The organism is Pantoea sp. sgz302252 (genome assembly GCF_047713085.1).
GTDB lineage: Bacteria > Pseudomonadota > Gammaproteobacteria > Enterobacterales > Enterobacteriaceae > Scandinavium.
This window is the reverse complement of the sequence record NZ_JBLFJW010000027.1, coordinates 1-13,973: the sequence shown is the minus strand read 5'-3', so window position 1 is coordinate 13,973 and position 13,973 is coordinate 1. Positions and strand designations below refer to the sequence as shown.

Genomic DNA, 13,973 nt, shown 5'->3' with positions numbered 1-13,973 from the left:
CGTGTTGACGCTGCATTTAGGCTGGCGTAACATGCGCGCACGATTACGCTAAGAGGACTGATACCTTGGACACACCCAGTAGATGCTGGCTCAACTTCCTGCAATCCAGGAACAACTCCTAAGGCTATCACCCCACGCTGATGGCCTTAGAGGTTGTCAGCGACCCGCTCGTATTCCGTCGCTCTGAGTCAGGCTTTATGGTCTGAAACCCCCATTGTTTCTGTGTGCCCAACGTACCGTCCGATCATTTTTTGCATTGGGAGTCCCGGTCATGCTGAGCGCATTTCAACTGGAAAACAATCGCTTAACGCGTCTTGAGTCTGATGACATCGAACATCTGGGCAGCTCTGTCTGGGTCGATTTGGTGGAGCCGGATGATGACGAGCGAAACCGCGTACAGTCAGAACTGGGTCAAAATCTTGCCACACGTCCTGAACTGGAAGACATCGAAGCATCGGCCCGTTTCTTCGAAGACGAAGACGGCCTGCACATTCACTCCTTCTTCTTTTTTGAAGATGCTGACGATCACGCGGGTAACTCCACCGTGGCATTTACCATTCGCGAAGGGCGCTTGTTTACCCTGCGCGAGCGCGAACTGCCTGCGTTTCGTCTCTATCGTATGCGAGCCCGTAACCAGGAAATGGTCGACGGTAATGCTTTTGAACTGCTGCTCGATCTGTTCGAAACCAAAATCGAACAGCTGGCGGATGAAATCGAAAACATCTACAGCGATCTGGAAAAGCTGAGCCGGGTGATCATGGAAGGCCATCAGGGCGATGAGTACGACGAAGCACTGTCCACCCTGGCGGAGCTGGAAGATATCGGCTGGAAAGTGCGTTTGTGTCTGATGGATACCCAACGCGCACTGAACTTCCTGGTGCGTAAGGCGCGTTTGCCTGCTGTCCAGCTTGAACAGGCGCGCGAAATCCTGCGAGATATCGAATCTCTGCTGCCGCACAACGAATCGCTGTTCCAGAAGGTGAACTTCCTGATGCAGGCGGCGATGGGCTTTATCAACATCGAGCAGAACCGCATCATCAAGATCTTCTCGGTTGTTTCTGTTGTGTTCCTGCCGCCGACGCTGGTGGCTTCCAGCTACGGGATGAACTTTGAATTTATGCCAGAGCTGCATTTAAGCTTCGGCTATCCGGCGGCAATTGTGGTGATGATCCTCGCGGGCCTCGCGCCGTATCTTTACTTCAAGCGTAAGAACTGGCTGTAAGAATCACGTCATAATCCCGGCGGCTTGCAGGTGTGAAGCCGCCGATCAACAACGGTTCTGCAATTTCCTTTTCTGCCGCAATCTCGCCTAAAACATCGCGTAGCTTCGCCAGCGTTTTCTCTGATGTGTGGCTCGATGTGATTAACGGCAGACCCGGTGTTAACGCTGTTTCGCCAATGATCGCCAGCCCGGTCAGTGCTTCAGGCTGATAACGCGCAAACAGCGCCAGGCTAACACAATCAATTGCAGCGATGTCGGCCACGCCGTTTTGCAGCGCCTTCAGCGACTGACGATGGCTGCCCGTCCAGACAAGTGAGCTGAAAAACGTATCGTCATGCGCCACGCTGTTACGCAGGGCGTGATACCCCGATTGCGAGTCTGCTGAATTGCTGGCGGCGATGCGCCCGCGAAACGCTGCAAGCGTTTTACCCTCATCCACTTTTCTTACCACCAGCTTGCTACGGTAGTTCCCTCCCTCACATCCCGACGCAAGGTAATGAAACTGGCCCACCACCTGAACCTCCTGTAACTGTGTCATCAGAGGATATCCGCAGGTCTGGCTTAACAATAAAGTGTCGTCACGCCAGTGTGGGAGGAGTTCAACCGGTCGCAGAAATTGCGCCTCAGGAAAACGGCGCAGCACCGCAGCAGCCAGTGCATCGGTGGCTGTGGGATTAACGTCATACATCGGAAAAGCCAGCTTAGCCGCCATGTGTTTCTCCTTCGTGCTTGCCTGGATGCACCGTTACGTCGACCGGACGGAAGCGATAATTGCGCCACCATTCCCGATAGCCTTTCACCAGGAATCCCTGATTCCGCTGCTGATAACGCTCTTTATCGCGCAGCCAGACTTTACGCAGGCCATACCAGGGCACGCCGGGTAAATCGTGATGTACCGAATGATAGTTCAGATTGAGGAACAGCAGCCGCCAGGGTAAAGACGTTTCGGTAATGGCGGAGCGTGCCAGCGGATCGTCCGCCGCGCGGTGCTCCAGAAAAGAACGCACTTTTGTCACGGCAAGCGCTGGATAGCTGACCGCAGCGAGATACCACAGGATCGGGAAATCGTTATGCTCCAGCCAGTAAAAAACCAGGGCGAGCAGAGTGAAATGAACCAGCCACATGGCGATAGCAGGGCGTTCAAGGCGGCGGAAAGAGGCCACCATTCCCGCGAACACGCCGAAGATATCCAGCAGCGGAGCCAGCAGCAATCGACCGACAAAGGTGTTTCGCCAGTGGATCACGCGTTGCTGCCACTCACTGAAACGCTGCCAGCGTTCGGCTGAGAAATAGTACGTTTCAGGATCTTCTCCCGGCACGGTCAACAGCTGATTGCGGTGATGCGCCAGATGCGAATCGCGGTATAAGCCATACGGATACCATACGGCCAGAGGCAAAAGACCGAACAGCTGGTTCAGACGTGGCCAGCGGGTCGGATGGCCATGGATAAGCTCGTGCTGAAGTGACAGATACCAGGTGGTAAACAGAATGAGCAGGGCGGTAGCGGTAAATAACCCCAGCGTTTTATGGAAGGCCAGCGTGGCAAACCAGCCGCTGTAAATGGTGACCATCAGCAGCCATGTGGGGAGTTCGCTGCGCCACAGCCAGCTTTGGGACCACTGGCGCACCGCCAGCCGTTGGGTGTCGTTAAGCCAGGCAGAACGTCTGGCGCTGTCAGGAGGTAACATCCGGCCTTCACATTTCAGGAATACATTCGCTGAAGATGTGAGAAGCCGTTTGAAATAACAAAGAATTTAACCGGATGAGCTTTGCCGTTTTTCAGCAAAGCCGATGGCATCAGGCTTTTGGTGCGCGTCGCAGCGTGTAAACCGCATCCATCACAAAGAGTGCTAACGCGACCCAGATAAACGCGAACGTTACCATCTTATCGGTTCCCGGTGTTTCACCGTAGAACACCACCGCTAGCAGGAACATCAGCGTCGGGCCGATGTATTGGAAGAAACCGAGCGTCGACAGGCGCAAACGAGTGGCAGCACCGGTAAAGCACAGCAGCGGAATAGTGGTGACCACACCTGCCGCCATCAGCAGCAGATTCAGCGATAGAGGATTTTGCCCCATATGGCTGGTGGCGCTGTCGGCAATGCCAAACAGATAAATCGCCGCCACTGGCAGCAGCCAGAGGGTTTCAACCAACATGCCGGTCTGCGCATCGACAGCAATCTTTTTGCGTGCCAGGCCATAGAACGCGAAGCTGAAGGCCAGGCCCAGCGCGATAACGGGCAGGGAGCCAAACGTCCAGAGCTGCACCAGCACGCCACATGCCGCCAACGCGACCGCCAGCCATTGCATGCGACGGAAACGCTCGCCGAGGAAAATCATCCCCAACACCACGTTCACCAGCGGGTTAATAAAGTAACCGAGGCTTGCTTCCAGCATATGCTGATTGTTCACCGCCCAGATAAACAGCAGCCAGTTGCCGCCGATCAGCACGGCGGACACCGCTAGCATCAGGATTTTTTTCGGAGTCTGGCACAGGCGTTTGATCCCGCCCCACTGACGGCTGATGGAAATCAGCGCAATCATAAAGAAGAAAGACCAGATAATACGGTGAGTCAGAATTTCATCGGCTGGCACGTAGTGGATCAGCTTGAAGTAAGCCGGTGCCACGCCCCAGATAAAATAAGCGGCAAGGGCGAGTAGTACGCCTTGCCGCGTTTGTTTAGCATCCATCAGTAAAATCCGTTACAAAGAAGTAAACCGATTTTACCTGAATTTACCTCATCAACCCACCATATACGTCGCCGTGGCGCTGGCGATGTAAACCTGGTCTTCGTTATGTAACTCGACGCGTGCCACCGCGACTTTATTACCTGCACGGAGCAGGCTGCTGGTGGCGGTAAAGCGGTTCCCACGCCCTGGACGCAGGTAATCGACACGCAAATCAATAGTACCCATCCGCGACAGACGCTGGCGCAGTTCGTCTTCGTTAATGGTGTCGTGACGAGTCAGTGTGCTGCCTACGCAAACCAGGCCTGCCGCCACATCCAGTGCCGAAGCAATCACGCCGCCGTGAAGAATGCTTTGCGCCCAGTTGCCGACCATCATCGGCTGATTGTTAAAGCTGAGCTGGGCGAACGCTTTTTCGTAGCGTTCCAGTTCCAGACCAAGCGCACGGTTAAACGGCATGTGATACACAAAAATATCGCCGACCAATTTCAATGCTTCATCGGCGGTCAGTTCTTTAGACATAGCAACCTGTCCATCGGTTAATGAAATGTTGATTTTATGCTCATGGAATGTTGATTGCTACTTTCGGAACGGATAACCGCGCATTACAGAGATAAATGAGTAGAATGTCTGGCGAATAATAATCCAACTAATAAATATTTATCTTCAGGAGAACTCCCGATGCGAACCAGGCTGGGTTGGTTACTGGCAGTAGCAGGGCTGCCGCTTTCCGTTTACGCACAGGAAGCTACGATCAAGGATGTTCATGATACTCCCGCCGTTCGCGGCAGTATTATTGCCAACATGCTGCAGGAGCACGACAACCCGTTCACGCTCTACCCGTATGACACTAACTATCTGATTTATACGTGGAGCAGCGACATCGACAGAGAGGCTATCCAGTCCTATAACTGGGCGAAAAATGCGCGTAAGGATGAGGTGAAGTATCAGCTGAGCCTGGCCTTCCCAATCTGGCGCGGCATTCTGGGCGACAATTCCGTGCTGGGTGCTTCGTACACGCAAAAGTCCTGGTGGCAGCTTTCCAATACCGGCGAGTCTTCGCCTTTCCGCGAAACCAACTATGAGCCGCAGCTCTTCTTAGGCTTCGCGACAGATTACGAGTTTGCAGGCTGGACGCTGCGCGATGTTGAAGTCGGGTATAACCACGATTCCAACGGCCGTTCAGATCCCACTTCCCGCAGCTGGAACCGCATGTATACGCGCCTGATGGCGCAGAACGGCAACATGATGGTCGAAGTGAAGCCGTGGTTCGTCATCGGCGACACCGACGATAACCCGGATATCACCAAGTACATGGGTTACTACCAGCTGAAAATTGGTTATCAGCTGGGCGACGCGGTGCTGAGCGCGAAAGGCCAGTACAACTGGAACACCGGTTACGGCGGCGCGGAGCTGGGATTAAGCTACCCGGTGACCAAACATATGCGTGTTTATACTCAGGTTTACAGCGGTTACGGCGAGTCGCTGATTGATTACAACTTCAATCAGACGCGCGTTGGCGTAGGCGTAATGCTTAACGATCTGTTTTAATCATTGCACTCTTGTCCTCAGGCGCTGAATTGACAGCCCGGCAAGCTTGTACCGCCGGGCAATAAACCATAAAAAAGCCCGCTGATGCGCGGGCAGTAGGCTACAGGAGCCGGGGGTTTAATGATCATTGGTGCGCCGCTGCTTTCTCATGCAGGCAGCCGACACTGACCACACTAAACCGGCATTCAGCAATCCGGAGCCGATAAAAATCAGATAACCCATAATGTTGTCCCAATCCTCGCTGTTAATGTATCCAAAAAACTTAACGGCAACCTCGAACAGCGAACCCTCAGGGATCAGGATATAGCCGACAGCAACGATAATCAGATAAGAGCCAAAAAATGCCAGCCAGAGCAGGGCGAATTGATAGGGTTTCATTAGTACACCTGGACAGTGCCAAAGGCTGTTAAAGAAGCGGAAACTTTGAATGCCGGTGTTTTCAGTAGAGCTTCACGCAGAAGTGCAAAATCTGATCTGCGAGCCAGTGTGATACAACCATCACTCCTGCCTGCATATCCTGCCGGATGGAGTCTAAAATGACCCCTTTCTACATCCTCAATGAATGTCAGATCATCGATGCGGCTATCATTTCTGTATAGAGCAAACCAGACTGACCGATCGGATCCCGTTGCTTCAGACTGAAACCAGTCGCGTGCCCTTGTTCCCAACCCGCCGCGCCCACGAGTTACGATGAAATACTGTCCAGGTGGGAGTGGGCCAATGTTCTTAATCTTAATAGAGTCAGGGTTGTTTCTCATCGGCCCCGCATTACCGGAGTAGGCCGGGAAGAAACCTATACCGGGGCAGCTTAACGTAGATAAAGCCCCGTTGTTGAGATGAAAGGTGCAGCGGATCATCTTTCGTTCCACGCGTCTGAAAACTGAATGCTACCGTCACAGTATTTCCAGGTTATTTTTTCGTAGCGGAGTGAAACCCCTTCGAGGTGGTTATGTTTTTCGGTGCCAGGGTTTTTGCAGTCATGCATCATCGGGCAAATAGAGACAACCTTCACGTTTTCGAGCAGCATATTGAAGTATTCAACCTCCTGGCCCGCGTCGTTGATTTTGTACCACTTGAACTCGGCTGATTTAAGTGTCTGGCCCTTTGCGACAGCCTTGTAAATATAGGGGCTTGATGAATCAAATTCTTTCTCGAAAGTCAGAGCGCTATGTATGCGCGTACCTGTGATTTTTCCGGTATTACTATTGGTGGGAAGGTGGAGCCCGTGGCCAAATCCGAGGATCTCAATACTCCCCTCACGTTCCTGAACATCAACAGAGCCTTTAATGTCTGCGCCGCCATCATCTTTGAGCCATAAATAAGCTGGTATCGCCATGATAATTCCCTTTAGGTTTGTAATAGTTAACTTTGCATAATAAATAACCTGGTGCGAAAGCTTGTCAAGCGAAAGAGTCAAAACTAACGGTTATAAATCAATGTGATAAATCCATTTCATGAATGATAAACTTAAAATCATAAATGAGATGATTTCTATAAAGGTGAGACATTGCACGACGGTGGCGCGGAGCTGGGATTAAGCTACCCGGTGACCAAACATATGCGTGTTTATACTCAGGTTTACAGCGGTTACGGCGAGTCGCTGATTGATTACAACTTCAATCAGACGCGCGTTGGCGTAGGCGTAATGCTCAACGATCTGTTTTAATCATTGCACTCTTGTCCTCAGGCGCTGAAAATAGCGCCTGTTTTTATTTCAGGGCTGGGGTGAGTGTGGCGCAGGCGGAAGTGATCAATCAGGTAACGCTGGCAAGACAGGTTTTGCAGGAAACCTTCGGCTACCAGCAATTCCGCCCAGGACAGGAAACGATCATCGAGACCGTGCTCGAAGGGCGCGATTGTCTGGTGGTGATGCCGACGGGCGGCGGGAAATCCCTCTGCTATCAAATTCCTGCGTTAGTGCTTGAAGGCCTGACGGTGGTGGTTTCTCCGCTTATCTCGCTGATGAAAGACCAGGTCGATCAGCTGCTCGCCAACGGCGTGGCGGCGGCCTGTCTGAACTCAACCCAGAACCGCGAACAGCAGCAAGAAATTATGGCGGGCTGCCGAACGGGCAAAATCCGTCTGCTCTATATCGCGCCCGAGCGCCTGATGCTCGACAACTTCCTCGACAACCTCAGCCACTGGAATCCGGTGATGCTGGCGGTAGACGAAGCGCACTGTATCTCCCAATGGGGCCACGATTTCCGCCCTGAATATGCCGCATTAGGCCATCTACGTCAGCGTTTCCCGGCACTGCCTTTTATGGCTTTGACGGCAACTGCCGATGATACGACTCGTAGCGATATCGTCCGTCTGCTCGGCCTTAACGATCCGCTGATTCAAATCAGCAGCTTCGATCGCCCCAATATCCGTTACATGCTGATGGAGAAGTTTAAGCCTCTCGATCAGCTGATGCGTTACGTGCAGGAACAGCGCGGTAAATCGGGCATTATCTACTGCAACAGTCGTTCAAAGGTGGAAGACACCGCGGCCCGTCTGCAAAGTCGTGGCATCAGTGCAGGCGCTTATCACGCGGGGCTGGAAAATGACGTGCGTGCCGATGTGCAGGAGAAATTCCAGCGTGACGACCTGCAAATCGTGGTGGCGACCGTGGCCTTCGGCATGGGCATCAACAAGCCGAACGTGCGCTTTGTGGTGCACTTCGACATTCCGCGCAACATCGAATCTTACTACCAGGAAACCGGCCGCGCCGGGCGTGATGGCCTGCCTGCGGAAGCGATGCTGTTTTACGATCCGGCCGACATGGCGTGGCTGCGCCGCTGCCTGGAAGAGAAACCTGCCGGGCAGCTTCAGGACATCGAACGCCATAAGCTCAATGCAATGGGTGCCTTTGCAGAAGCGCAAACCTGCCGTCGCCTGGTGTTGCTGAATTACTTTGGTGAAGGGCGTCAGGAGCCGTGCGGCAACTGCGACGTGTGCCTTGATCCGCCGCGCCAGTACGACGGGCTGGAAGATGCGCGTAAAGCGCTCTCGACGGTGTATCGCGTGAATCAGCGTTTCGGGATGGGCTACGTGGTTGAAGTGCTGCGCGGGGCCAATAATCAGCGTATTCGCGAAATGGGTCACGACAAGCTGCCTGTCTACGGTATCGGTCGCGAGCAAAGCCACGAGCATTGGGTCAGCGTTATCCGCCAGCTCATCCACATGGGCTTTGCGACTCAGAACATCGCTCACCATTCTGCCTTACAGCTCACTGAAGCGGCGCGTCCGGTGCTCCGTGCCGAAGTTCCGCTGCAATTGGCTGTACCGCGTGTGCTCGCACTCAAACCACGCGTGGCGCAGAAATCGTATGGCGGCAATTACGACCGTAAGCTGTTCGCCAAACTGCGCAAGCTGCGTAAATCCATTGCCGACGAAGAGAACATCCCGCCTTACGTGGTGTTTAACGACGCAACGCTGATTGAAATGGCGGAGCAAATGCCGACTTCACCGGGCGAAATGCTGAGCGTGAACGGCGTGGGGATGCGCAAACTCGAACGTTTTGGCCAGGAGTTTCTGGCGCTGATCCGCTCGCACGTGGATGGCGATGATGAGGAGTAGTCAGCCGGGCGAAAAAGTGCCAGGATAATCACTCACTGAATCATTCCCCCGCGAGTTATCTATGCTGATGTTATTTCTCACCGTGGCGATGGTGCATCTGATTGCACTGATGAGCCCGGGTCCGGACTTTTTCTTCGTGTCGCAAACGGCTGTCAGTCGCTCCCGAAAAGAAGCGATGATGGGCGTACTCGGCATTACCGCAGGCGTCATGGTCTGGGCTGGTGTGGCGCTCTTAGGCCTGCATCTGCTCCTCGAAAAAATGGCCTGGCTGCATAACATCGTGATGGTGGGCGGCGGGCTTTATCTCTGCTGGATGGGCTATCAGATGCTGCGCGGCGCGCTGAAGAAAAGCGATGCGCCAGCAGGTGAACCGAAAGTTGAACTGGCACAGGGTGGAAAAAGCTTCCTCAAAGGCCTGCTGACCAATCTGGCAAACCCAAAAGCGATTATCTACTTCGGCTCCGTCTTCTCACTGTTTGTGGGCGACAGCGTGGGAGCCGCAGAGCGCTGGGGGATTTTCCTGCTGATTATCGTTGAAACCTTCGCGTGGTTTACCGTGGTGGCAAGCCTGTTTGCGCTGCCGTCCATGCGCCGGGGCTATCAGCGCATGGCGAAGTGGATTGACGGTATTGCCGGTACCTTGTTTGCCGGGTTCGGCATTCACCTGATTATCTCCCGCTGATCTTCCTTTCTTAACCCGGCAGTAGATGGCTGACGCTGCTACCGGGTTTGCTTTTTATCGATATCGCTGGCAAATAGCTCCCCTACGCACCATCCGTCATGTCAATATTATCATTTAAAATCATGATGATATTGTTTTTTTGTTGTGATTGTAGTCACAATCGTCCGCGAGTCTTCCCACGTAAACTTCACTCCTCGGTGGCTATCGATGGTCTCAATTCAGGGAGAGAAAGATGGCGTTAAAAGGAATTCGTTTCACGCTGGACGTGAGTGGGATGGAGAAAGAGACTTTCGCTGTTGTGCGTTTTCAACTGCATCAATGTTATTCGCGATTGTTTGTGCTGGATGTGGATGTTGCCAGCAGGTCTTTTCACCGGACCGCAGAAGAATTACTGGAAAAGGACGTGGCTCTGACTGTCTGGCAGGGTGAAACGCCCTTACGCTGTGTCCGGGGCGTGGTGTCCTCTTTCGGCATCAAAGGGCACAACGGCTGGCAAATGCAGTACAGTTTCCGGATCCAGCCTCCGCTGTGGCGTAGCGCTCTGCGGAAGAATTTTCGTATTTTTCAGCAGCAGGATATCCAGTCTATTTCGGCTCTCCTGCTCAATGAGAACGGTATTACCGACTGGCATCCTGTATTTTATGAAGATCATACCGCCCGCGAATTCTGCGTTCAGTACGGTGAAACCGATCTGGATTTCCTGACTCGACTCTGGTCCGAGGAAGGCATTTTCTTTTTTGATGGGGTGGCAACAGAGGGCGCAACGCAGACGATGGTCCTGTGCGATGATGCCGCCGGCCTTGCTTCGGCTACTGAGATGCCGTTTAACCCTAACGCCTCCGAAGCTTCTACCGCCTGTATCCATGAGTTTTGTTATCTGGCGCAGGTCCGTCCTTCTTCGGTTCAAACCCAGGATTACACCTTTAAAGTGCCGGACTGGCCGGGCCAATACAGTCACGATGCGGACAACCTTAACGGGCAGCACAGCCAGTATGAGGTATTTGATTATCCCGGGCGCTTCAAGGATGAACAGCATGGCCGTGACTTTACCCGCTACCAAATGGAGGGCTGGCGTGCTAACGCTGAAACTGCCACCTGCGCAAGCAATTCCCCCTCGTTGTGCCCGGGTGTGCGATTCGAACTGACGGGGCATTCCGTACCGGCACTCAACCGTGAATGGCAAGTGGTCAGCAGCGTGTTGAGCGGCGAGCAGCCTCAGGCGTTGCATGGCAATCGGGGTGCCGGCACGATGCTGAAAAATCAGTTTTCGGTCATTCCGGCAGAGCGCACCTGGCGCATGCCGCCGTTGGATAAACCCAGAGTCGATGGCCCGCAAAGTGCCGTGGTAACGGGCCCTGAGGGCGAAGAGATTTTCTGTGATGAGCATGGTCGTATTCGCGTGAAATTTCACTGGGATCGTTATCACGGTGCCACCGAGGACAGTTCCTGCTGGATCCGTGTTTCTCAGTCCTGGGCCGGGGCGGGGTTTGGGAATCTGGCCATTCCCCGCGTGGGTCAGGAAGTGATTGTCGATTTCCTTAACGGCGATCCGGATCAGCCCATCATTATGGGGCGTACTTACCACGAGGATAACCGTTCGCCGGGCAGCCTGCCGGGAACGAAGACGCAGATGACCATCCGCTCAAAAACCTATAAGGGCGGAGGCTTCAACGAACTGAAATTTGACGATGCGACCGGCAAAGAGCAGGTGTACATCCATGCGCAGAAGAACATGGATACCGAGGTATTGAATAACCGTACAACGGATGTTAAGGCCAATCATCTGGAAACGATAGGGGCAAACCAGGTGATTACCGTGCAGCAAAACCAGGTCCAGACGGTAGTGCAAAACCAGAAGGAAACCGTGGGGCAAAATCAGGCAATAACCGTCGGTTTAAATCAGATAGAGACAGTAGGGATCCTGCGAGCATTAAGCGTTGGAGTCGTTGACCAGACTACGGTTGGCGGAATAATGAACACTTCTGTCGCTCTGGCTCAGTCCTCGCAGGTTGGGATACAGAAGTCCCTGTTGGTTGGGAAAAGTTATAACGTCAGCGTGGGAGAGAATGTCTCCTTTACCGTTGGCAAAAATACAACGGAAAGCAGCGGGAAAATTGCGGTTTACTCCGCGGGAGATCATCTGGAGTTACGCTGCGGTATGGCCCGTCTGGTGCTGACGAAGGAAGGCAAAATCTTTCTTAACGGGACAGTGATTAATCTACAGGGCGCTGCAGCGATTAGCGGTGACGGACTGCTGATCAACTGGAACTGTGGTCTGGCGGAAGGCCCGCCCGAAGCCTCCTGGTAGCTGACGCGAACGTTATGACTATTTCGAAGGCGAAATACCGTCTTCGACAATGAATATACCATCAGGATTTCAACAGAAGGATTTGATCATGAGCGGCAAACCCGCGGCAAGGATGGGGGATATGACGGCTTTTGGTGGCCCGATAACCCAGGGCTCACTCGGGGTAATGATTGGCGCCCCCACTGGTGTGGCGTGCTCGGTTTGCCCGGGTGGGGTGGTGTCCGGGAGTCCGGTGAACCCGTTGCTTGGGGCCAAAGTCCTGCCCGATGAGACCGACCTTGCCCTGCCGGGCCCGATGCCCTTTGTTCTCTCCCGCAGCTACAGCAGCTACCAGACCCGCACCCCGGCCCCGGTCGGGGTGTTCGGTCCGGGCTGGAAAGCCCCTTCCGATATTCATCTGCAGCTTACGCCGGGCGAACTCATCCTCAACGACAACGGCGGGCGCAGCATCCACTTTGAACCGCTGCTGCCGGGAGAACTGGCGTTCAGCCGCAGCGAGTCTTTCTGGCTGGCGCGCGGCGGGGTGGACCGGCTGTATGAGGGCCATCCATTGGCGGTACTGTGGGGCAAAGTGCCCGAGGCGCTGCGCTTAAGCCAGCACGTTTATCTGGCGACCAGCAGTCTGCAGGGGCCATGGTGGATTTTAGGCTGGTGTGAGCGTGTGCCACAGGCGGATGAGGTGCTGCCCGCGCCGCTGCCGCCGTACCGGGTGCTGACCGGGCTGGTGGACAGTTTTGGCCGGACGCTCAGTTTTCAGCGCGCCGCTGACGGGGCCTTTGCCGGGGCGATAATGACGGTCACCGACGGCGCAGGTCGTTGCTTCAGGCTGAACTACGCGCGATTTCCTGACGTGCCGCAGACCCGCTACGGGACAGACGCCGGTATCCGCCTGACGGAGGTGTGGCTGACGCACGACCCGGAATATCCGCAGGATTTACCCGCCCGGCCGCTGGTGCGCTATGCGTACTCGCCTCGCGGTGAGCTGACCGCCGTCCATGACCGCAGCGGCGTGCAGACGCGTCATTTTGCTTACGATGAGGCATATCCCGGGCGGATGGTGGCACACCATTACGCCGGGCGTCCGGCCACGCAGTATCGCTACGATGCGGCAGGTCGGGTGACGGCGCAGCACAACCCGGCGGGCCTGAGTTACGCGTACGTGTATGAAAAAGACCGGGTCATCATTACCGACAGCCTGAAACGCCAGGAGGTGCTGCACACCGAAGGCGAAGGCGGCCTGAAGCGGGTGGTGAAAAAGGTGTTCGCCGACGGTTCAGTGACTCACAGCGAGTTCGACCCCTACGGCCGGCTGGTGGCGCAGACTGATGCGGCCGGACGAAAGACGGCGTTCCGGCTGAGCCCGGGCTCCGGGCTGTTAGATGCCATCGTCAGCCCCGATGGCAGAATCACCACCTTCAGCTACAGCCCGCAGCGGCAGCTTATCCGCACCACCTACCCGGACGGTCTGCGTAGTCAACGGGAATATGACGCACAGGGGCGGCTGACGGCTGAAACGGACCGTCACGGCGATACGGTGCGCTATACCTTTGATTCACCACGCAATGAACTTCCGGCCACCCGCGAGGACGCCACTGGCAGCCAGCAAAAGATGGCGTGGAATTGCTACGGCCAGTTGCTGACCTCTACCGACTGCTCGGGCTATCAGACCCGTTATGAATACGACCGCTTCGGGCAACTGACGGCGGTATCCGGCGAAGAAGGGCTGAGCCTGCAGCGTGAGTACGACGCCCGTGGCCGACTGGTCTGCCAGACGGACGCGGCAGGGCATCAGACCCGCTATGAATACAATGCCGCAGGCGACCTCACCGTGACAGTGCTCCCGGACAGCACCCGCCGGGAAACGCAGTTCGACGCCGCCGGGCGACCGGTCAGTACCACTTCCGGCAGCCTGACCCGGCAGATGGCATATGATGATGCCGGGCGTGTCATTCAACTGACCA

14 protein-coding genes and 1 pseudogene are annotated in these 13,973 nt (G+C 54.8%); 8 read left to right on the top strand and 7 right to left on the bottom strand.

Features of this window, described 5'->3' with window-relative positions:
* The first annotated feature begins 65 nt into the window (after positions 1–65).
* Together ysgD and corA are read left to right on the top strand one after the other, a co-directional pair.
* Entirely contained in the window at positions 66–122 is a 57-nt protein-coding gene (gene ysgD / locus ACLW56_RS18505; protein ID WP_366509402.1) for a YsgD/CorL family protein, read from the top strand.
* Positions 123–271: 149 nt separating this feature from the next.
* Positions 272–1,222: a magnesium/cobalt transporter CorA gene (gene corA, locus ACLW56_RS18500; RefSeq protein WP_330985196.1), complete on the top strand. Its 951-nt coding sequence runs from the start codon at positions 272–274 to the stop codon at positions 1,220–1,222.
* On the opposite strand, the gene ACLW56_RS18495 is transcribed toward corA, so the two are convergent.
* The 4 genes from ACLW56_RS18495 to yigI form a co-directional block, all read right to left on the bottom strand.
* Positions 1,200–1,934 carry a phosphate/phosphite/phosphonate ABC transporter substrate-binding protein gene (locus ACLW56_RS18495; protein ID WP_330985195.1) on the bottom strand — a complete coding sequence of 245 codons (735 nt, stop codon included), beginning with the start codon at positions 1,932–1,934 and terminating at the stop codon, positions 1,200–1,202. The two genes, corA and ACLW56_RS18495, sit on opposite strands and share 23 nt — an antisense overlap.
* On the bottom strand, positions 1,924–2,910 hold the full coding sequence (locus ACLW56_RS18490) for a fatty acid desaturase (protein WP_330985194.1): 987 nt from the start codon (positions 2,908–2,910) through the stop codon (positions 1,924–1,926). The genes ACLW56_RS18495 and ACLW56_RS18490 overlap by 11 nt, the downstream gene beginning before the upstream one ends.
* Before the next feature lie 109 nt (positions 2,911–3,019).
* Complete coding sequence (gene rarD, locus ACLW56_RS18485) at positions 3,020–3,913, bottom strand: EamA family transporter RarD (protein ID WP_330985193.1); 894 nt, start codon at positions 3,911–3,913, stop codon at positions 3,020–3,022.
* Positions 3,914–3,964: 51 nt separating this feature from the next.
* Positions 3,965–4,432 carry an acyl-CoA thioesterase YigI gene (yigI, locus tag ACLW56_RS18480; RefSeq protein ID WP_330985192.1) on the bottom strand — a complete coding sequence of 156 codons (468 nt, stop codon included), beginning with the start codon at positions 4,430–4,432 and terminating at the stop codon, positions 3,965–3,967.
* 159 nt (positions 4,433–4,591) lie between these two features.
* Here yigI and pldA point away from each other — a divergent pair, with 159 nt between their 5' ends.
* Positions 4,592–5,461, top strand: a complete 870-nt coding sequence (gene pldA / locus ACLW56_RS18475; RefSeq protein ID WP_330985191.1) for a phospholipase A — start codon at positions 4,592–4,594, stop codon at positions 5,459–5,461.
* A 117-nt stretch (positions 5,462–5,578) separates the two neighbouring features.
* On the opposite strand, the gene ACLW56_RS18470 is transcribed toward pldA, so the two are convergent.
* The 3 genes from ACLW56_RS18470 to ACLW56_RS18460 are packed head-to-tail and all read right to left on the bottom strand — an operon-like array spanning position 5,579 to position 6,797.
* Positions 5,579–5,839 carry a hypothetical protein gene (locus ACLW56_RS18470; protein ID WP_330985190.1) on the bottom strand — a complete coding sequence of 87 codons (261 nt, stop codon included), beginning with the start codon at positions 5,837–5,839 and terminating at the stop codon, positions 5,579–5,581.
* A complete protein-coding gene (locus ACLW56_RS18465; RefSeq protein WP_330985189.1) occupies positions 5,839–6,318 on the bottom strand; it encodes a DUF2778 domain-containing protein in 480 nt (159 codons plus the stop codon). The genes ACLW56_RS18470 and ACLW56_RS18465 overlap by 1 nt, the downstream gene beginning before the upstream one ends.
* Positions 6,315–6,797 carry an Hcp family type VI secretion system effector gene (locus tag ACLW56_RS18460; protein ID WP_330985188.1) on the bottom strand — a complete coding sequence of 161 codons (483 nt, stop codon included), beginning with the start codon at positions 6,795–6,797 and terminating at the stop codon, positions 6,315–6,317. The genes ACLW56_RS18465 and ACLW56_RS18460 overlap by 4 nt, the downstream gene beginning before the upstream one ends.
* 180 nt (positions 6,798–6,977) lie before the next feature.
* Between ACLW56_RS18460 and ACLW56_RS18455 the strand changes: the two are divergent.
* The 5 genes and pseudogenes from ACLW56_RS18455 to ACLW56_RS18435 form a co-directional block, all read left to right on the top strand.
* Positions 6,978–7,127, top strand: a pseudogene (locus ACLW56_RS18455) (phospholipase A); the annotation flags it as partial.
* Positions 7,128–7,186: 59 nt separating this feature from the next.
* Positions 7,187–9,022 carry an ATP-dependent DNA helicase RecQ gene (gene recQ, locus ACLW56_RS18450; RefSeq protein WP_330985187.1) on the top strand — a complete coding sequence of 612 codons (1,836 nt, stop codon included), beginning with the start codon at positions 7,187–7,189 and terminating at the stop codon, positions 9,020–9,022.
* Positions 9,023–9,083: 61 nt separating this feature from the next.
* Positions 9,084–9,704: a threonine export protein RhtC gene (gene rhtC, locus ACLW56_RS18445; protein WP_330985186.1), complete on the top strand. Its 621-nt coding sequence runs from the start codon at positions 9,084–9,086 to the stop codon at positions 9,702–9,704.
* 232 nt (positions 9,705–9,936) lie between these two features.
* Positions 9,937–12,012, top strand: coding sequence for a type VI secretion system tip protein TssI/VgrG (gene tssI / locus ACLW56_RS18440; RefSeq protein WP_330985185.1), 2,076 nt, complete (start codon positions 9,937–9,939; stop codon positions 12,010–12,012).
* A gap of 88 nt (positions 12,013–12,100) precedes the next feature.
* Positions 12,101–13,973, top strand: a 1,873-nt coding sequence (locus ACLW56_RS18435) for a DUF6531 domain-containing protein (RefSeq protein ID WP_330985184.1), incomplete at its 3' end; no start/stop codon positions are given.